General features: G+C 59.6%; 29 protein-coding genes. 4 read left to right on the top strand and 25 right to left on the bottom strand.

Translation table 11 applies throughout. The features are described from left to right. The first annotated feature begins 244 nt into the window (after positions 1-244). The 3 genes from AC27VU_RS22040 to AC27VU_RS22030 all read left to right on the top strand — a co-directional run bounded on the left by AC27VU_RS22040 (position 245) and on the right by AC27VU_RS22030 (position 1419). Complete coding sequence (locus tag AC27VU_RS22040) at positions 245-916, top strand: peptidase C39 family protein (protein ID WP_400506027.1); 672 nt, start codon at positions 245-247, stop codon at positions 914-916. A gap of 89 nt (positions 917-1005) precedes the next feature. Next, the gene (locus AC27VU_RS22035; protein ID WP_201138179.1) at positions 1006-1212 is read left to right on the top strand and encodes a DUF6021 family protein; all 207 of its coding nucleotides are present in this window, start codon (positions 1006-1008) and stop codon (positions 1210-1212) included. 12 nt (positions 1213-1224) lie between these two features. After that, the gene (locus AC27VU_RS22030; protein WP_003223623.1) at positions 1225-1419 is read left to right on the top strand and encodes a hypothetical protein; all 195 of its coding nucleotides are present in this window, start codon (positions 1225-1227) and stop codon (positions 1417-1419) included. Positions 1420-1570: 151 nt separating this feature from the next. Here AC27VU_RS22030 and pbpG read toward each other — a convergent pair whose 3' ends face one another. From pbpG to AC27VU_RS21965, 13 genes are all read right to left on the bottom strand, one after another. Beyond that, positions 1571-2509 (bottom strand): D-alanyl-D-alanine endopeptidase, encoded by a 939-nt coding sequence (gene pbpG / locus AC27VU_RS22025; protein WP_003223625.1) that lies wholly within the window; start codon positions 2507-2509, stop codon positions 1571-1573. Between the two features lie 132 nt (positions 2510-2641). Then, positions 2642-3835, bottom strand: coding sequence for a tyrosine-type recombinase/integrase (locus tag AC27VU_RS22020; RefSeq protein ID WP_488724926.1), 1194 nt, complete (start codon positions 3833-3835; stop codon positions 2642-2644). A 221-nt stretch (positions 3836-4056) separates the two neighbouring features. Continuing rightward, complete coding sequence (locus AC27VU_RS22015) at positions 4057-4440, bottom strand: hypothetical protein (protein ID WP_273899961.1); 384 nt, start codon at positions 4438-4440, stop codon at positions 4057-4059. A 51-nt stretch (positions 4441-4491) separates the two neighbouring features. Beyond that, positions 4492-4809, bottom strand: a complete 318-nt coding sequence (locus AC27VU_RS22010; protein ID WP_488724925.1) for a hypothetical protein — start codon at positions 4807-4809, stop codon at positions 4492-4494. Beyond that, positions 4806-5141, bottom strand: coding sequence for a hypothetical protein (locus tag AC27VU_RS22005; RefSeq protein ID WP_488724924.1), 336 nt, complete (start codon positions 5139-5141; stop codon positions 4806-4808). The genes AC27VU_RS22010 and AC27VU_RS22005 overlap by 4 nt, the downstream gene beginning before the upstream one ends. 49 nt (positions 5142-5190) lie before the next feature. Next, on the bottom strand, positions 5191-5808 hold the full coding sequence (locus tag AC27VU_RS22000; RefSeq protein ID WP_488724923.1) for an ASCH domain-containing protein: 618 nt from the start codon (positions 5806-5808) through the stop codon (positions 5191-5193). Then, positions 5805-6119 (bottom strand): hypothetical protein, encoded by a 315-nt coding sequence (locus AC27VU_RS21995; RefSeq protein WP_488724922.1) that lies wholly within the window; start codon positions 6117-6119, stop codon positions 5805-5807. The genes AC27VU_RS22000 and AC27VU_RS21995 overlap by 4 nt, the downstream gene beginning before the upstream one ends. A gap of 86 nt (positions 6120-6205) precedes the next feature. Beyond that, positions 6206-6502 carry a hypothetical protein gene (locus tag AC27VU_RS21990; RefSeq protein WP_488724921.1) on the bottom strand — a complete coding sequence of 99 codons (297 nt, stop codon included), beginning with the start codon at positions 6500-6502 and terminating at the stop codon, positions 6206-6208. Then, positions 6492-6854 carry a hypothetical protein gene (locus tag AC27VU_RS21985; protein ID WP_488724920.1) on the bottom strand — a complete coding sequence of 121 codons (363 nt, stop codon included), beginning with the start codon at positions 6852-6854 and terminating at the stop codon, positions 6492-6494. The genes AC27VU_RS21990 and AC27VU_RS21985 overlap by 11 nt, the downstream gene beginning before the upstream one ends. Before the next feature lie 13 nt (positions 6855-6867). Next, positions 6868-7455, bottom strand: a complete 588-nt coding sequence (locus AC27VU_RS21980; protein ID WP_488724919.1) for a hypothetical protein — start codon at positions 7453-7455, stop codon at positions 6868-6870. 183 nt (positions 7456-7638) lie between these two features. Then, positions 7639-9111, bottom strand: a complete 1473-nt coding sequence (locus tag AC27VU_RS21975) for a DNA cytosine methyltransferase (RefSeq protein WP_488724918.1) — start codon at positions 9109-9111, stop codon at positions 7639-7641. A gap of 9 nt (positions 9112-9120) precedes the next feature. After that, the gene (locus tag AC27VU_RS21970) at positions 9121-9990 is read right to left on the bottom strand and encodes a phosphoadenosine phosphosulfate reductase domain-containing protein (protein ID WP_488724917.1); all 870 of its coding nucleotides are present in this window, start codon (positions 9988-9990) and stop codon (positions 9121-9123) included. Positions 9991-10056: 66 nt separating this feature from the next. Next, positions 10057-10380 carry a hypothetical protein gene (locus tag AC27VU_RS21965; RefSeq protein ID WP_488724916.1) on the bottom strand — a complete coding sequence of 108 codons (324 nt, stop codon included), beginning with the start codon at positions 10378-10380 and terminating at the stop codon, positions 10057-10059. Positions 10381-10476: 96 nt separating this feature from the next. On the opposite strand from AC27VU_RS21965, the gene AC27VU_RS21960 reads away from it, so the two are divergent. After that, complete coding sequence (locus tag AC27VU_RS21960) at positions 10477-10851, top strand: hypothetical protein (protein WP_488724915.1); 375 nt, start codon at positions 10477-10479, stop codon at positions 10849-10851. On the opposite strand, the gene AC27VU_RS21955 is transcribed toward AC27VU_RS21960, so the two are convergent. The 12 genes from AC27VU_RS21955 to AC27VU_RS21900 form a co-directional block, all read right to left on the bottom strand. After that, on the bottom strand, positions 10839-11150 hold the full coding sequence (locus AC27VU_RS21955; RefSeq protein ID WP_488724914.1) for a hypothetical protein: 312 nt from the start codon (positions 11148-11150) through the stop codon (positions 10839-10841). The two genes, AC27VU_RS21960 and AC27VU_RS21955, sit on opposite strands and share 13 nt — an antisense overlap. An 81-nt stretch (positions 11151-11231) precedes the next feature. Beyond that, positions 11232-11696, bottom strand: coding sequence for a hypothetical protein (locus AC27VU_RS21950; protein WP_488724913.1), 465 nt, complete (start codon positions 11694-11696; stop codon positions 11232-11234). Further along, the gene (locus AC27VU_RS21945; RefSeq protein WP_488724912.1) at positions 11693-11935 is read right to left on the bottom strand and encodes a hypothetical protein; all 243 of its coding nucleotides are present in this window, start codon (positions 11933-11935) and stop codon (positions 11693-11695) included. Before AC27VU_RS21945 ends, AC27VU_RS21950 begins: the two co-directional genes overlap by 4 nt. Further along, a complete protein-coding gene (locus tag AC27VU_RS21940) occupies positions 11932-13554 on the bottom strand; it encodes a YqaJ viral recombinase family protein (protein ID WP_488724911.1) in 1623 nt (540 codons plus the stop codon). The genes AC27VU_RS21945 and AC27VU_RS21940 overlap by 4 nt, the downstream gene beginning before the upstream one ends. Next, positions 13551-14354 carry a phage recombination protein Bet gene (gene bet / locus AC27VU_RS21935; RefSeq protein WP_488724943.1) on the bottom strand — a complete coding sequence of 268 codons (804 nt, stop codon included), beginning with the start codon at positions 14352-14354 and terminating at the stop codon, positions 13551-13553. The genes AC27VU_RS21940 and bet overlap by 4 nt, the downstream gene beginning before the upstream one ends. A gap of 168 nt (positions 14355-14522) precedes the next feature. Next, positions 14523-14648 carry a hypothetical protein gene (locus AC27VU_RS21930; protein WP_256616944.1) on the bottom strand — a complete coding sequence of 42 codons (126 nt, stop codon included), beginning with the start codon at positions 14646-14648 and terminating at the stop codon, positions 14523-14525. Further along, positions 14645-14833 carry a hypothetical protein gene (locus AC27VU_RS21925; protein WP_473019752.1) on the bottom strand — a complete coding sequence of 63 codons (189 nt, stop codon included), beginning with the start codon at positions 14831-14833 and terminating at the stop codon, positions 14645-14647. Before AC27VU_RS21925 ends, AC27VU_RS21930 begins: the two co-directional genes overlap by 4 nt. After that, positions 14830-15024 (bottom strand): hypothetical protein, encoded by a 195-nt coding sequence (locus AC27VU_RS21920; protein WP_488724910.1) that lies wholly within the window; start codon positions 15022-15024, stop codon positions 14830-14832. Before AC27VU_RS21920 ends, AC27VU_RS21925 begins: the two co-directional genes overlap by 4 nt. After that, on the bottom strand, positions 15021-15458 hold the full coding sequence (locus AC27VU_RS21915) for a hypothetical protein (RefSeq protein WP_488724909.1): 438 nt from the start codon (positions 15456-15458) through the stop codon (positions 15021-15023). The genes AC27VU_RS21920 and AC27VU_RS21915 overlap by 4 nt, the downstream gene beginning before the upstream one ends. A 19-nt stretch (positions 15459-15477) precedes the next feature. Next, positions 15478-15738, bottom strand: a complete 261-nt coding sequence (locus AC27VU_RS21910) for a DUF551 domain-containing protein (protein WP_488724908.1) — start codon at positions 15736-15738, stop codon at positions 15478-15480. 21 nt (positions 15739-15759) lie between these two features. Continuing rightward, positions 15760-16086 (bottom strand): hypothetical protein, encoded by a 327-nt coding sequence (locus tag AC27VU_RS21905; RefSeq protein WP_488724907.1) that lies wholly within the window; start codon positions 16084-16086, stop codon positions 15760-15762. Positions 16087-16442: 356 nt separating this feature from the next. After that, a complete protein-coding gene (locus AC27VU_RS21900; protein ID WP_488724906.1) occupies positions 16443-16577 on the bottom strand; it encodes a hypothetical protein in 135 nt (44 codons plus the stop codon). Positions 16578-16634: the final 57 nt, after the last annotated feature.

Below are 16634 nucleotides of genomic sequence, written 5' to 3'. Positions count from 1 at the left end.
TCAGGCTCATCAGTGCCTCCTCTTTGCCCTGCATCGGGCACCCACTTTTTTCATTTCAGTCTTTTTCACTGACAGTCTAGTCATTGGCGTGTTTCAAGCTATTGACCAAAGGTCGGTGGTGACCAATCACTTTGCTCTATGTAAGCACTGCATCTGCCGTTTAAGGCTATACCGCTGACCTGTGTCGACCTATGATCGGGGCTTTGCCGGAACAAGATGACCGGCGTCTGAACAGAGAGCGATGATGGGCCAGGTATTTTCTCGAATTCGTGCGGCATTGCTGGTAGCCGGTTGCGCGGCGGTGTTGGCAGGGTGTGCGGGCAGTGTGGCGCCGCAGGTCAAGCGCTTGCCGGAGCGGGTCGAGCTCAGTGGTACGTTTTATCGCGGCGAGGCTAATCAGAGCGGGCCGCAGGTGTTGGCAAGCCTGTTGTCGCAGCAGGGCATCGTGATCACCCCGGGTTTGCTGGAAAAGCCGCTGCATCTGCCGGGCGCCGAAGACAAGTTGCAACAGAACCTGCAGAGCCTCGCGCGTGAATACGGGATGGTCGTGTACCCGCTGGACAGCAACCTGCCAGCCTTGCTGACCCAGGTCGCGGCCGGCTATCCGGTGATGGTGCGATTCAGCGAGGGTTCGGCCTTCTGGGCTGAACCGCGTTACGCAATCCTCTCCGGTTACGACCGACGCAAGCAGAAAGTATTGTTGCGCGCCGGCATGAACCATCGCGAATTGATGAGTTTCAGTTCCTTTGAGTCGGCGTTCGAGAAGTCGGGCGGCTGGGCGGTGCTGATCCAGAAACCGTCGCAGATTCCCGCCGATGTCGACCGTCAACGCTGGCTCAAGGCTGCGGACGAGCTGGCGCAGGCAGGGCAGGAGCGTGAAGCTGCGCAAGCGAAAAAGGCGCTGGCAGCACATTAAACTTCCGTTCGTCATCTGCCGGGCACCCTCACGCCCGGCACGCCTCTTAATGATAGAGCCCGAATTGGCGGGTGATTCAGGAGGCGAGCATGGCAGATTCCCCATCCCCCAAAGGCCCGCACTCGAGCGAGCATTCCTCTGGTCACGAGCTGGGCTTCGACCCGGATTCGCCGGATCTCGACGATCCGCAGGTCGATCCGGTTGGCCCCGCCAAGGCGCCGAAGGACGTGGAGTCCGGCGAAGACAGCAAGCGCCCGGCCAAACCCTATGACCCGTTAGCCGATCTGAAACCTTGAAGTGAGGTGCGTATGAGTACCGATTCCAGTTTCGACGATAAACATCCGGACAGTGTGCCGACCACGCCCGAGGAAGAGCTGGACCCCGTGCTGGACCCTGACAGCCCGCTGCGTGATCCGCTGGCGCGGCCTAATGTGATGACGCCAGATCCGAGCGCTGGTGACGGCATTCCGGACGACGACAAAATGCCGTTACCCAATGATTGAATAACGGGTATTCAACAACTGGCTGAATACCTCTGTGGCTAGGGAGCTTGCTCCCGCTGGACTGCGCAGCAGGCCTTTTCTTGTTAAAAAAGAAGGTCCGCTACGCGCCCCAGCGGGAGCAAGCTTCCTCGCCACAGTTGAGTGCGTCGTTTTACTTGGAGGCTTCGACCACACCGCTCTGGCGACCCTTGAGGTTTTTCTCCGCCTTGTATTGTTGCGCCACCGCCGGCACGTTGGTACTCCTGCCGGTTTCCATCCAGCTGCGGATACGGCTTGCGTCGGCGAAGTGGGTGTACTTGCCGAACGCATCGAGAATCACCAGAGCGACCGGACGGTTGCTCATCCGCGTCACCAGCACCAGGCAATGGCCCGCCGGGTTGGTGAAGCCGGTTTTAGTGATCTTGATGTCCCAGTCGGCCTTGTTCACCAGATGGTCGGTGTTGCGAAAACCCAGGGTGTAATTGGGTTTGCGGAACGACACGGTTTTTTCCTTGGTGGTGGTCAACTCGCTGAGGATCGGATGCTTGCTCGCGGCCACCAACAGTTTGCTCAGGTCGCGGGCGGTGGAAACGTTGCGTTCCGACAAACCGGTCGGCTCGACGTAGTGAGTGTTGGTCATGCCCAGCGCTTTGGCCTTGGCATTCATTGCCGCGATGAACGCGGCATAGCCACCCGGATAATGGTGGGCGAGGCTGGCGGCTGCGCGGTTTTCCGAGGACATCAGGGCAATCAGCAACATCTCGCGACGCGGCAGTTCGCTCTTGAGTTTGACTCGGGAGAACACGCCTTTCATTTCCGGCGTGTGGCTGATGTCGACGTCGATCCATTCGTCCATGTTCTGGTGCGCCTCGACCACTACCAGGCCAGTCATCAACTTGCTCACCGAAGCGATCGGCACGATCACATCCGGGTTGCTCGAATAGATGACTTTATTGGTCTGCAAATCCATAAGCAGGGCGCTGCCGGAGGCGATCTTCAGTTGCGAAGCGTCGCGCGGCGCGGCGGTGGTTTCAGCGGCGTTGACGGTTGGCGTGACGAATGTGCCTGAAAAAGCGAAAAACAGGCTCAGGATCGAAAGACGAATTTTCACGCGGGCGAACTCATAAAGGTTGGATATTCCGTTATTTTGTAACGGGTTATTTCTTAGAAACGGCGCATTTTAGGAGTATGTGCTAGGAAAGCTAGAGGCGCCCGTAAACAAAGGGCGAAATGTGAAATAAATTTAAGGCTGTACCAATTTTGTACCAATCTGGCTTTCCAGCTTCCCGACTTCAGACCAGTCGGTTGTGGAGCTCAGCCAGCGAGCATATGTGGACAATAACACCTGGACGCTGTGCCCGAGTTGTCCTGCGATGAACGCCGGATTCATGCCCGCCATAAGGCACATTGTGGCGTAAGTGTGACGGCAGTTGTACTGACTGCGTGGCTTTATTTTTAGAGCCTCCAGCGCCTTGGCGAAGTGGCCAGCCGGCGTTGTCGCGCTCAGAATGTATTCCGAGCTTCCGGAAGGCGGGAAAATATACGGCGACGACTGGCGCTTGCGCCGCTGCTGGTTCAGTCGAGCGTCGGCGATCCGCTTGGCGCGTTCCAGCGCATTCATGGCTCGGCTATTCAGCATCACCGTGCGGGCGTACTTGGTCTTCGTGCGCTCCTCGACTTTCCCATCAACAACGATTCGGCAGACGTGCGCAACGCGCTTGTCCATGTCTATCTCATCCCAGCGTAAAGCTCTGAGCTCTCCCGTCCTCATGCCACAGTAAAACGCGAACTCGAAGTAGGCCGCGTAGATCTGTGCCGCCCTCGAAGTGAAGTTGGCATACATCCATTCGATGATCATGTCCGCTTCTTCCACGCTGAAGGGATCAATCACTTTCTTGGCTTTGCCAGGGAGCTTGATCGCCGTCGCTGGATTCCTTTCTATTACTTCATCCCGCACTGCTGCCTTGAACAAGGCATTCACTCGCGATATCGCCGTACGCTTCACCGTCGTGCTTTCCCAAGCGGTCGCGGCAATCACCCGACGCAATAGCATCGGGGTGATCGTGGTGATTGGTACCGTAGCCAGCTCCTGCATCCAGTAATTGTTGATTGTGGCCTTATAGTTCCGGCGGGTGCCGGGGACGATCTCAAGCCCATCAATCCACGTTTGCGCATATTCGCCGAACGTGAGTTCTGTAGCAGCGGCGGAGTAGCTGGAGTTCGGAAATAGTTCGGCGTAGCGCTTCTCGTCCAGAACCCCATGCTTGGCCAGGCTGATTACTTGATCGCGTAGATCGGCGGCCGCCTTGATCCCTTTTGGCGTCTGGGGATGGGCAAGGGTTTCGCACCGCCGCTCACCGTTCCAAGTGAACCGGATACGGACAGACTGGCCAGCAAATTCAACTCCTCGGGGCAGGCCCACTGGCTTTCTTGCCATGCTTCATATCTCCTGATGCTATAAAAAACCCGGCCGTCTATCTTATTCCAGACGCCTTCGGGGATTACTCCGCGCGCCCGTTTGCCTTCGAGCGCGCGCTTGGTGGTGCCGATCAGGGCGGCCATTCGCTCCTCGGGCACTTTGTCGAACGGATACGTTTCGACTGCTTCTTCTGTTTCGGACATAGCAGGCTCCATGCCGCGCGTGGCGGCAGAAGGTGGTTATTCGGTTTTGGTGGGGAACCACTCGTTCTCGTATTCGAACTGGGTGCAGCGCTCGACCTCGATGCTTGGGAGTTGCCGGCGGAAGGTCTCAGTCCCGTAAGGCTTGGCCACGTATTCGGCCGCTTCTTCCATGAACGTTTCTTTGAAGATGCGCAGGAAATGATCGGCGGCCTTTTCGTGATCCTCCTCGCGATAGTTGCCCACGCAGATAGCGCCGCGGCACACGCGCCAAACGATTCGCTTGGGCTGCTCTTCCGCCGCTTTGATCTTGTCTGCGGCCGTGTTGCGGGCGAAGCGAAGCTGATCCAGCGTCATCGTGTCGAGCCATTCGACGGTACCCATTCGCACTGTGTGGCCGTGTTCGCACTTGATTTCAGACATGCGGATTCCTCGCCCGCCTTACACCGGCAGGCTGTTGAGTTGGGGGAGGGGTTACTGCTGGATGAGTTCGGCGGGGACGCTCACCGTGGCGCCGCGCTTGGCGAAGACCACCGCGCGGAACACGGCGACAGTTCGGGTTTCGCCGGGCTGGCGGTTGAACGGATCGTTTGTCGCGTCGGCCAGCCAAGGGTGACGGAGGCCAACATCGACCCAGACGCCGTACTTCGTGATCAGTTGCTCGGCGTCAGGCAGGGCGAAGAGTTGCAGCTGACCGTTACCGGGCTGCTGATCACCCTCTATCGCGTTGATTGCCCAATTCAGCGCCGCGTCGGCCAGTTCCTCGGTGCGTACGCTGACCATGTGGCTCATGGCTTCCAGCGCCTGCCAACGCGATAAACCGTCATCAGGTTGTGATGGAGCGGCACCTTGAGCACATGGTCGAAAAACTCACCCTTGCCGGAGATGAAACCAGTTGGCACCTTGGTTCTTCCGGTGCCGAATTCTCGCCAGCATTCTTCGCCGCCGTTCTTGTCCCAGTAGGCGCGCTCGCGTTTTGGAATCTCATCGTAGGTTTTTTCGAACACGGAGATATCCGGAATATCACAGATCCGGCACCATGCTGGATTGCGCTTGCACCAATCGGCGGCGTGCTGAGCAGCCTGAGCGGCAGAATAAAATTCTTTGGTGATTGGTTCGTTCATCGCCACGGCCCCCTGTAGATCAGGTAGGCCATGTAGAGCGGGGCGAAGATCATGGCTGAACCCTCTTGAACTCGACGGCCCAGACCCACGGGTTGGCGTCCCAGTCGCCGCCGGTGGAGTTCCACAACTCCTTCCAAGCCGCCGGGTACCAGTCTCGGTAATTCGGTGAAACGTCATCGCTTGCCAGCTCCGGCGGACATTGCAGGCCTTCCGCCCGGATATCGGCGCGGCTGATGTCCTGCAACCGCTCGACGCGGACATCGGTGATCTCCAGCAGGATGCGGCTGGCCCAGCGCGGCATGTGGATGCTCGGGCGCCAACGAATCAGTTCCTCTTCACCTTCAAAGTCCGGGATGCCGTCGGCCCGGTAGTGAATTTCGCAACTTGCCCGCTCGTCCACTGGCACGCCGGCTTCGCGATAGTCATTGATAAAGCAGGTTTCACGGACGTACAGCCGGTCGCCGGGCTTGCCGTATGGGCAGCGGATAATTGGGCCGCCGACGTTCCAGCAGACGCTGTTCAGTGGTGATTCGTCAGCGGCGGTTGTCACTGCGAAGCTGGTCGACAATCCTTTGACCGGCCGCCGCGTGACCGTCTTCCTGCCTTCCAGAATGGCGCGCACCATTGGTGCCGAGAACAGGATCGGCCGTTCCTTGACAGCGATCATGGCGTCACCTCGCGGCGTGCCCACTGCACATAGGGGCCGTCGTCCGTGTCGAAAATTCCGAGCAGGAACCAGCCTTCACCGGACGGCGTCTCCGGCTCCCAGCCCAAGCAGTGAGCCGCGTCGTCTTCCCAGTAGGAATGGGATTGCAAGTCGGAATCCATGTGCCAGCCGGTGACTTTCAGGCCTTGGGCATCGAGCCACGCTTTCCATGCTTCGGCATCTTCGTCGAAGTCCGGAATGTTCGGGTGATACCAGTACCCGTCTTCATCGCGCACTACTTCGACGGGGCCAATCAATTTTTCTTCAGGCATGACTTCGTCCTTGCCGCTATAGCGGCTGACTTTGAAGGGGGAGGGAGTAATTTTGCGGGTGGAGTACAGATGTACTCTTTGCTGAGTTAGACGCCCGGGCGGCCTTTAAAGGCGAGCCAGATGTAGTGGCGACCTTTGGCGGTGACTTTGATCTTGCCGATCTGCCGGTTCCAACTGATCAGCCGCAGCTCTTCGAGGATGCACGTCAGCGTGTGGCCTTGGTGCCAACCAGCCAGCGCCTTGATGCAACCCTGGGCCAGCAGCCCCCGAAAGTCATCGTGGCCGAAGTTGGTGCCCTGGAATGAGCTCTGCATCTGCTCGTCGCTTACCAGGTCAGTGATGGTGCGCACATTCGGGTCAAGGCGGTAGGATTTATGCGTCATTGCTACCACCCTCTGCCGACTTGAGCTCGTCCAATATGTCGCGAAGGTAGCCGGTTGCGATTGATGGCTGATTTCCTGCGGACTCGATCAATCGACCGACGAACCCTATCGCTGAGTCTGCCCGTTCGTCCGCTGCGTTCAGGCGCTGCTGCAGGGCGGCATTCTCGGCGGTGACCCGGTCGAGTTCGGCGCGGTTAATCAGCTCGACGTAAACGTCATCGGTGCCGGTGACCAGGCGCTGCTGAAGCTCTTCGATCAGTTTCATGTCCGGCTGGATGTCGTTCTCGCCAAGCTCGATTGCGTCGAACGCGCCGCCGAGTACCAGAGTTGCCAGCGTTTGTATTCCGCTCATCATGCAATCCTTTTCAGTTGTCGGTGCCGGTGTAGGTGCGCCAAGGCACCTTCACGCCGTTTACGAGGAATCCCCAGTCACCGCGCCACTTGCTGGTGATGAAGAGGGTGATGACGCCGCCGGGTGATACCTGGTCGATGCGGTGGTATTCGCCGTGGTTGAGGCGGGCGGTGTCGCCTTCGGAGCGTTTCAGCCACTCGCAGGCGTCCTTCATGATCCACTCAACGATCCTCGGGTCTGGATTTGGAACCATCGAGGACCTGACCGCTTTCTTCCACCAATCGCTCGCCGGCCGCTGCTCGTTGTACCAGCCGCGCAGGATGATGGTTCTGGCGTTCCACGGATGATCGTGCAGATCCCGGTCTTCGTCCGGCCGCAGGATGTGGTGGATCCGGAACGACCACGGGCACCACCAGAACCGCGCCTTGTGCGTCTCCCGGCTGTACGGGTTGAGCAGCCACCAGCGGCCCATGTACATCTCGGTGCCGTCGGCGGACATGATGTGCTGGTACGGGGTGAGCTTGGCGCGGGCGATGAGCCAGTCGGCGATTGCCGGGCGCGCGAGCAACTTGGCGAGGATTCGCCAGAGAAAGTTCAGCATGGATCGCTTCCTATGCCGGGGCATGCCCGGGCGGTGGATAAGTAGTAATTCACGCGTTTTATTGCTGGTGCAGGAGTCGTGACGGAATGATCTGGCTATCAACAACGCCTGAGCGCTTCCGCATGAAAAAACTGACTGACTTGATGAACCTGATCGCAGCCGCTATCAGACTGATCGACGCGATCATCCGTACGGGCTGGGTGTGATCTGTTTGAGGATGCGCTGGCCGATCCAGCGCACGCATGGCACGGCTTTGCTGTTGCCGATCGCCTTGTAGTGCGGGCCGTCCGGGCATTCGCTTGCGGGCTTCCCGCGCCACGGGATCAGCGTGTAGTCGTCGGCCATGCCCTGAAGGCGCTCGCACTCAACGGGAGTGAGGCGACGCACACCGCTAGAGTCCATGATATTTCGCTCTTGGGAGCGCCCTCCATCACCTGGTGCGGTAAGCGCGTAGGCAATGTCACCGCCAATATCCAATGATCGGCCGCCAGTTCTTCCGCGCTCCTGAAATGCGAGCACGGCATTCTCCTGGCCATTATTCCTACCCAGCGCGTGCGCCTGTTCGAAGTTGACGCAAGGATCTTGCGTTCCGTGCACCACCAGGTGGCTATGGCCGTGATTGGCGTCTTGCCCGGAGCAGCCTTGAAGCCGTCCATAGCTGGCATCCAGTGTAGCGGCAACGCATGGGACGTCATCGTAGCTGTAGCCTCCGGACTTGCGTGCGCCGCCGGCGAGCGTGGGTGCCACGAAGAACGTCTCGCTTTCCACATCGAGCCGACTGTGCTTCGCGGTGAGCGTTGCCGACCGCTCGACCGATCCGCCAAGGCTGTGCCCGCCGAACGCCGGTACGTCGCAGAACACACCAACCGCTGGCCCTTCGTCGCCTTCGCAATTCGGGCAGCCGTATTGCCCTAATGACTCGTCGAAGGTATGTCCGCATCCGCACTGGAGCGCAGGGCCGAAAGGAGCTGATCCGGTAACGTCTTGCCCCTCGCCTCGGCGCGGCGCAGTATCCCGGCGCACGCCTTCTCGCTCAAAAAGTACCTCGGTGGGATCGAATCCGTCTCGAGCACTTGCGACAACGAACACACGGCGGCGTCGTTGGGCCAGGCCGAAATATTGGGCGTCCAGGATCCGCCACGCGATTGTTCTTTTGGGTCCATACACACAACCAGCGTCCGGCCATTTCTTCCCTGAAGGCTGCAGTTCGCAGTCTTCCCCAGCAAGCGCGCCAAGAAAGCATCCGAAGGCGTTCCCTTTGTCGCTGAGGACGCCGGGGACGTTTTCCCAGACGATGACGCAGGGCGGCTTTCGCTGGCCTGCTCGAACATAGTCAACTGCATCTGCAAGCTCCACGTATTTGATGGTGAGGGCGCCGCGCGGGTCGGTGAGGCCTTCGCGCATCCCGGCCACGCTGAAGGCCTGGCACGGCGTGCCGCCGACGAGGATGTCCGGCGCAGCGATCTTGCCGGCCAGCACCTGGGCGCCGAGTTTGGTCATGTCGCCGAGATTCGGCGTGTTCGGGTAGTGGTGAGCCAGCACCGCGCTGGGGAACGCTTCGATCTCGGCGAACCAGGTAGCCCGCATGCCGAGCGGCTTCCATGCAAGCGTTGCCGCCTCGATGCCTGAGCAGACCGAGCCGTAAGTGATTTCCATAGGGCAACCTCAGTCGCCACAGAAGCAGGCGATGGCCTCGTCCTGATCGGCGAACATATCGAATTGGGTGTCTGAGTAGTCGAGCATCTGCTGATAGCTCGGGCGGTCACTGCGGAAGCGGGCGCCGTCACCGGTGAATTTGCCACCGGACACCACTGAGCTCTCCATGCGCGCCCACCAATCGCCCTTGCGGATCGGTTCATCGCGGTCGCTGGCGATGATGGAGTAGACCTGCTTGGCACCCTTCAGGAAGCAAAGGTCGCAGTTGCCTTCCAGTGTCCTGCCGTTGATCGTCGGCAGCATCAGGTCGAACGGTTGGCCTGACCAGAAGTCGGTCACGTCTTGCACGCCGACACCGGCGTCAGCCAGCGGCATCACCATGGTGGCCCACTTACTTTCGCTGGTACTCTTCCGGTGCCGAATCTTGACGACGCGGCGGGGCTCGTCGGCGCGTATGCCGGTCATCATGTCCACCGGACTGTCTTCGGTCGAAAGGCCCAGGCTGCGCAAGTATTTGTGGATGATCCGGATCTTCAGGTCGATTGTGCAGAATCTGGTAACCGGGTTGGGCAGGTACTTCCTTTTGCGAATCAGCGCCTCGAACGGCTCGCCCTGTCGACTTGCGCTCGCGAAGTCGACCACCTCAAACCCGGCCTCGCTGTCCCTGAACTCAAGCCAAACAATCGGCACGGACCAGCGCTCTGCGCATTCCCGGACGAACTCCAGGGTGGCGGGGTGTTCCTTGCCGGTGTTGGCGAAGGTGACGACCAGATCACTTAGGTCATCGTTGTTGTCCAGCACCTGGCGCAGCATGTAGGCACTGGTTCGACCGCCGGAGAAGCTCACGACGGTAGTCCCTGAGATTTTATAAGGCGACATGGGATCCTCGCCGGCTGGCGTGATTCGTAGAAGTGGGGTATTTGTGTTCGGCCCGGCATGGGGCTGTCAGCGAACAAAATCTGAAATTTCAGCAAGCACTGAGTCGATAGCTTCCGCTGCCTCACCGGCAGTCATATCGCCATGGTTTTTTAAGAGGTCGTGAACTCGCTGCATGCACTCCTGCATGTCATCGGCGGCAGATCCTTCTTCTGCCGCTTCCTCCAACTGCTCTTCAAGTCCGGCGACTTCTTGCTTCAGCGTTTCGATTTCGCTGAGATAGGTCCCTCGAAACGATATTGACCTCCGCGCCATCTCAGCCTGGGCGTCTTCGTCGATTCCAGCGTAATGAATGAGCTCTTCATCGGTGAGAGCTGAGACAGGGAGACCCATGGACTTTCTCCAGTCAGGCGCCGCCCTCCGTGACCGGTGGTGGCAATTAGGTTTGGGTTGGGGTATTTGTGTTGCTTAAACCGAGCGAGAGACTGTATGGAAACCGCAGAGCCATGCCCTTATGAAAGAGCCGTCATCAAGGCCAGAACGCCATTCCTCGTTTACGCCTTGCTTGCGATCGCTGCACCAATTGTCGCGGTTGCACTGTGCTACGGGCTGGACAAGCCCAGCATGTGGATAGCAAGGAGTGGGGCGATAATGTCTGGTCTCTCATTTTTGGCAGGACTGAAAGCCAGGGATATGGCTGACGTCTTCAACGATGAGTCGTTCGCTGGGAATTCATTCGGAATCGCGAGAGGTAAGTACGGTCCGCAGATCACTCGGTTCGTTAAGCTATCAACTGCGTTGGTGGTTATCGGAACTCTGGTCTGGGGATTCGGTGACGAGCTTCCGATCGGCTACTCGTCCTGACCAGCTCGAAGTGCTTCGCGGTCGTGGGCGAGTTTCAATTTCCGCGACACGTTTTCGGGTATCACGTATTCGTGTCGCGGCGGGGTGAGCAGGGGAAGGGCGCTGCCCGGGCCGAGCCCGTGGAGGTGGTGAATCATCAGCGTGATCGCCTCGCCCTGTTCCTGGATGCCACTCCAGGCCATCAGCTCAGCAAGAGCTTGGCGCGTAGCGGGCAGGGTGTGGAACCGAACCTCTACTTCGCCGCGGCTCTTCCTCTTCGCCGCGGCTTTCTCTGACCGCTCCGCATTGCTCTTGGCCATGGCCTACCTCTTCAATTCCGCTGGCCGGCAAATCCAGCCAGGTCTGTCGGCGGCGCTCGTGCGCCCGGTTGATGGTTCGTTTCACGCTGCGACCTTCACCTGATGCCAGGCGCCGGCGGCGTAGAACAGCTTTGCGGCTTGAGCTTCGTCCATCGACACTTCGTCCGGGATAGCGATCCAGCCTGACGCCACCAGATGGTTCGGGTTGGCGCTGTTGCGCAGCTCCAAGTAGTAATGCTCGATGGCATCGGTCAGGCGCTCGACCTTGTAGATGCCCTCGGGCGAGATCTCCACCGACTTGATGTACTCGGCGCCGCGCTCGTCTCGACACATGGCGCCGATATAGATCGTCCAGCGGTAGGAGAAGTCGAAGATCGCATTGGCGATCGCCAGACTGCGGATCTGCCGGCAGATCTTCCAGTTCGCCATGATCTGGCTGCCGCTGGGGTCGATGTTCACCACCGCGACGTGGTTGGTTCGCAACAGCGCCCGGCAACTGCGTTCGGCCCGGGCGAAACCGTTGTTGGGTTTGCGTTTCGACTTCATATCGAGTCCGCCATTTTGCGAAGAGCCCTGCGGTCGGCGGCCGATATCGGCTTCGGGCGCCGCTTGAGGACCGTTTCAGGGTCTATTTTGTTGGAGCGCTTGGCGGGCTCTGGATTGATTGGCGGGCTTTCAAGCTGATCAATCTTCCCATCGGCGGCCAAGTATTGGGCGATCTGGTCGGAAAGGGCGGCAGCAGCGCCGCGCCGCTGCTCCACCAGGTTGAGGTGGTTGCTGATCATGCTGCCACCTTGACCAGTCGCACGCCGGCCATGCTGAACTTGGCACCTTGGGCGGCGACTAGCGCATCGAGCTTTTCCCAGTCTACGGTCAGCACCGAAATCGGAGCGTGACCGCCGGCGACAGCATGAATCAGCGCTTCCAGGTCAAACACTTCTGCCTGCAGGTTCACCGGCGCCGCGGTTGCTGTCGATGGTTTCGAGGCAGGCTGAACCGGCGCCGCAGCTTTCACCGGTGCCGGGCTGGCAACTGGAGCCGGTTCGACCGGCGCCTTGGCCTTTGCCTCGTCCTCGATTCGCTTCAGTTCCTGCTGGCGGATCTGCTCGCGCTGGGCTTCGGCTTTCTGCTCCTCGGCCTTCTGGTGTTCCGAGATCCGCACCTTGATAAGCGCGACCAGGTCGTCGTTCGCTTTCATCACCAGCAGCTGAACGTCGTTGAAGAGGAAGGCGTATTCGGAGGCCAGTTCGGCAAGGCTGCGCAGGTTCAGTCGAATTGCGTCGGCGGCTTGGCTCGCGGCGATTTTCGCTCGGGCCAGCTCGGTATCGACGGCGTCCTGCAAGCTTGCGATCGTGCGCTTGTTCTTCATGACTCCGGCGAAGTCTGCGGTAGCCGCCGGCAGGGTGACCTGGCCCAGCGTCTTGTTGATCGCTGCGACGTGGTCTGTCAGCGACTGCTCTGCTTTCTGCTTGATGTTGGTCTTCACCAGCAGCTCTTGAGCTTTGACCAGTTTGTCTACCTTCAGTCGAGTCTCACGAGCGTGAGCGCTGATTCGATCCAGCGAGGAGAACAGATCGTCGATGGTCTGGGTTTGGGACAGTGCCTGCTTCTTCGCCGTCGCGACGGCCTCTTCAACATCGCCGCACCATTTCACGGCCTTTTTGGCGTCGGCGAAGTCCTGATCTGTAGTCAGCTCGGTCTTCACCGAGTCGATGACCGCCAGTGCCGATTCCTCGAACACCTTGAGGTTGCTCGCGGTAACCATCCCGGTCAGCTCGATCCGCAGCGCTGGCAGCTCGTCCGGGGCCTTGCCGACGACAATCGACGGCGCCACGGCCATTTCGAAGTTGGCCAGATCGGTCTCGAACTGTTTCCAGCCTTCGACCAGCTGCGCGGCGCGGCCGGCAACAGGCCGGTACTCCATGTGCACGAAGTTTTCAGGGGTACCGTCTGAGCAAACAAAGATCACACGCTCGGCGCCGCTCACCAGCAGTTGCTGTTCAAGCTGCCAGTAGTAATGCGGCTCCAGATTTTCGGCCCGAACCTGGGCAGCCAGCGATTCATTCCAGAGCTTGTGCTCGAAAAGCGTCTCGCCGAGCATCGTCGCGCCGTCCATAGAGGCGAGCAGGTTGCCGTCGGTACCTACAACCGGGTACAGCTCTTCGCCGATCATGACTTCAACAAGTGGCCGGGCCAGCGCTTCAGTGGCGTGGCCTTTGTCGAAGATGTACTGCTGAGCTTGGGTGACTTCCGGCGCGATGCCGGTTTTTTTCAGCGTCAGCAGCTCGGAACGGGTTTGGTACTTCGAGGCTCCCATCATTGCTGGGGCCTCGGAGGCGGTGAAGTGCTGGGCGCGGAGTGCATGCCACTCGGCGGAGCCTTGAGCTACGTTGTGAATTTTCATGCTGTGTCTCCGTCGATGGCTTTTAGGTTATGGATGGTTTCGATCTGGTCGTCGCGTAGTGTGTATTTGCTACTGACGTTGGCGATGATGTGTTCCGGACTGGTGCGACCCGCGTCGATGAGCGGCTGCCACTTTTCGATGTTTTCCGCCAAAAGCTCGTCGGGGTAATCAGGTTTCGCATCCGGCTCTTGCTGGGCTTGTCGTGTCGGTGAAATGTCCTTTGCTGGCTCTTCGAACGACTTGCCTTCCATTTCATCCGCCGTGGGAGCAGATCCGACCTCTGGAAAGGCCTTGCGCAGTGCCTGAGCCTCGGCACACTTCGCCAGTTGAGCGAAGGCGCGGCGCTTCCACATCGAGTTCGGCGCAATGGTGTCTTTGGCTGCCGTGGCGTAGTTTTCGAGCCAGCGCTCATTAGCGGTGAACTCGGCGACAAGGCCGTTCGACATCTGGCGCTTGACGGTCACCCGACACCACTCTGGATAAGTGACGTCAACGCCGCCCAACTTGGCTGTGATCGATGGCCCGTACTCCGGATCGCTGATTCCGGCGTATTGCCCGGTGCGCGCAGCTTGAATGCGGTAAAGGCCGATACCGGGCATGACCGTGTCGACCATTCCGCGCCCTTTTTGGTAGATGGGAACGATGTGCACCGGCTTGAGCATTGGGTCGAGCTGAGCCGCCTTGCAGTAGGCCAGAACCATCACTACAGAGTTGTGCGCCGCGCCTGGATACAGGCTTCCGCTCAGCACTTCGACGAGCGCGTCCTCGGAGATGGCTGGCAGATGGTCAGCCTGTTTCATTACTGCGGACATGGGGAATCCTTGCCGCGCCCAGCGCAGCGATTGAATGCTTGGTTTATTGAGTGATGCGATCGGCGAGGGCGCTTAGCAGCATCAGGAAGGTGAAAACGCCGAGGGAAGAGAACGCACCGCGCCAGATGATCAGGCGCCGCGCCCACTGGCGGCTGGTCACTGGAACACCTTGTAGGTGGTCGACTGCGGCGGCTGGCAGGTGCTTGAGGAATCGCGCGCCACGTTGTAGCTGGCCATCACGATCAGCAGGCCACCGGCGAGAACCCAAAACATGATCTTCATGGCCGAGCCCTCACCACGATTCGGCCATCCTGCAGGGACGACTCCAAGTGTTTTGGCAGCCTGGCCACAGGAAACTCCCGAGGAGCCAGCTCTTCCGGAACAGCAACGAATCCAAGCACCTGAAGCTTTCGGTCAATGTCCTCGACCAGTTCGTCGATCAGGCTTTTTACCGGTGGCGTGGTCATGCTGCCAGCTCCTTGCGCTGCCGACTGATCTTCAGCAGGCGGGCGCTGTAGTGTTTGAATTCTTCTGCGGTGATGGCGTTGGCCGTGAAGTGCTGGATGATCAGACCCTCGGCCAGGATTTCGTCGATCTGGCGGGCTCCGGCGTGTTCAGCAGCCTCCAGAGCCTTATCGATGGCGATGTGAGCGCTCATAGGTCGCTGTCCACATCGTCCTCGGCCGCTTCGCGCTCAGCAGCAACTGCATCGGCGGCGTGTGGGTGCAAGAAGTTGGCGGCGATCGCTTCAAGCTGCGTGACCGGGCTGTTACTGCCCAACAGGTGCTTGGCGTGTGTCAGCGCCTCGGCTGGGCTGCCAACGACGACGGCCAGCACCAGGTTGGCGAACGAGTCGAGGTCATCGAGCCCGTCGATCTGCCGCTGGTTCAGGTGGCGCTGAAGGTGTTCCGCATACTGCGCCGTGGTCACCTTCTGCACCGGGCCGAAGCGGCGCTTCCATTCCACGTCAGAGCCACACACCAACTGTTCAGCGGCGCTTTCCAGCCATTCCCGATCTTCGTCCGACTCGCTCACCGCCGGAGGCAACTGAGCGTCGAAGTTGGCCTGACAGAGTTTCAGTGCTGCGTTCATGGTTGCCTCCAGATCGGCGTTATTCGGTTGGCGGGGCAGGGAGTGGCTGCCAGTGGGTGATCCACCAGTCATCCCCGTGCGGGGAGCTGTAGCTGTCGAAGTAGGAGAGGTCGCGGCTGTTGCAAACAGGCACGTATTCGCCCATTGCCACTTCAGCTCCTTCTTCGTCGTTCGGGGACCCGTCTTCGTTTTCATGGCGACGGATGTACTTCACGGAAACCAGCAGATCGCAGCGATGCTCAGGCCTGCGGTCGTCGTTGACGCTGATCCATTCGCCCATGGCGACCTCCAGTGTTTGGGGTTAGGCGGCAGCTGCCGGCTCGTCCTTGTCGTACTTCTCGCCGCAGAACATGCAGTAGCTGCCGAGCATCGACATGTCCTGCTTCTTGCGCTGGAACCCGTCGCCTTTCTTCTTAGGCACCTCGTATTCAATGTGCAGGTTCAGCTTGTTCTTTATGCTGACGTCGCCGCTCAAGATCCAGGCAAAGCCCTGCAGCTCTACAGAGAAATCCCGCCAGCCCTCGGGCAGCTGAGAGCGAATCTTTTCTTTTGCTGCTGCCTCAACTTCGGTTGCGCAATTACACATGCTGGTTTCCTCAGTGGTTGATCCAACAAAGCTCGGATGCACTCGTTCGCTCCGCTGGTTGCCGTTGGGCGCGGAGGGGAGTGCATTCGGGTGGTGTCGGGGGGGGGGGAGGGAATGCCGGTTACGTCTCCGGCGCCAGCCTCTGCTGGCCGTGGCCCAGGGTTTTGAGTCCCTGTGCTACTGGGCTCTACGGGACTTGATGCAGGTGGGCGGTTATAGGCCGCAGTTTCGTCCGCATCGGGGTGTGATCTGGCGGTTCCGTCTCATCTTCGGCAGTAGCAAGCCGCCGATTTGCAACCACGTCGCCGCGCTTAGATGCTTCGTCACAGATCACACCCCGATGCGCTCTCATAGAGAGGATCGGGCAGTTAACGACAGGCTGTCGTGGCACTGGTTGTTCAGTAGCCGAAATTCTCTTCAGCCCTTCGCATTTGGGTTGCTTCCCGCTCGCAGGCTTCGGCCTCCATCTCGTCCTCCCACTCCTGCAATGCGGTGTTCTCTTCTTCCGGTTCGTCCGGGAACTGGTCTTTCATGATCCACACCTCTCGGCCATTTGGGCCGAAACGAACAAAGAGACCGAACCTGTCCGT

The organism is Pseudomonas sp. 14P5.3.2 (genome assembly GCF_057799175.1).
Note: the sequence above shows the minus strand (reverse complement) of the source record. Positions and strands in the feature narration are given on the sequence as shown.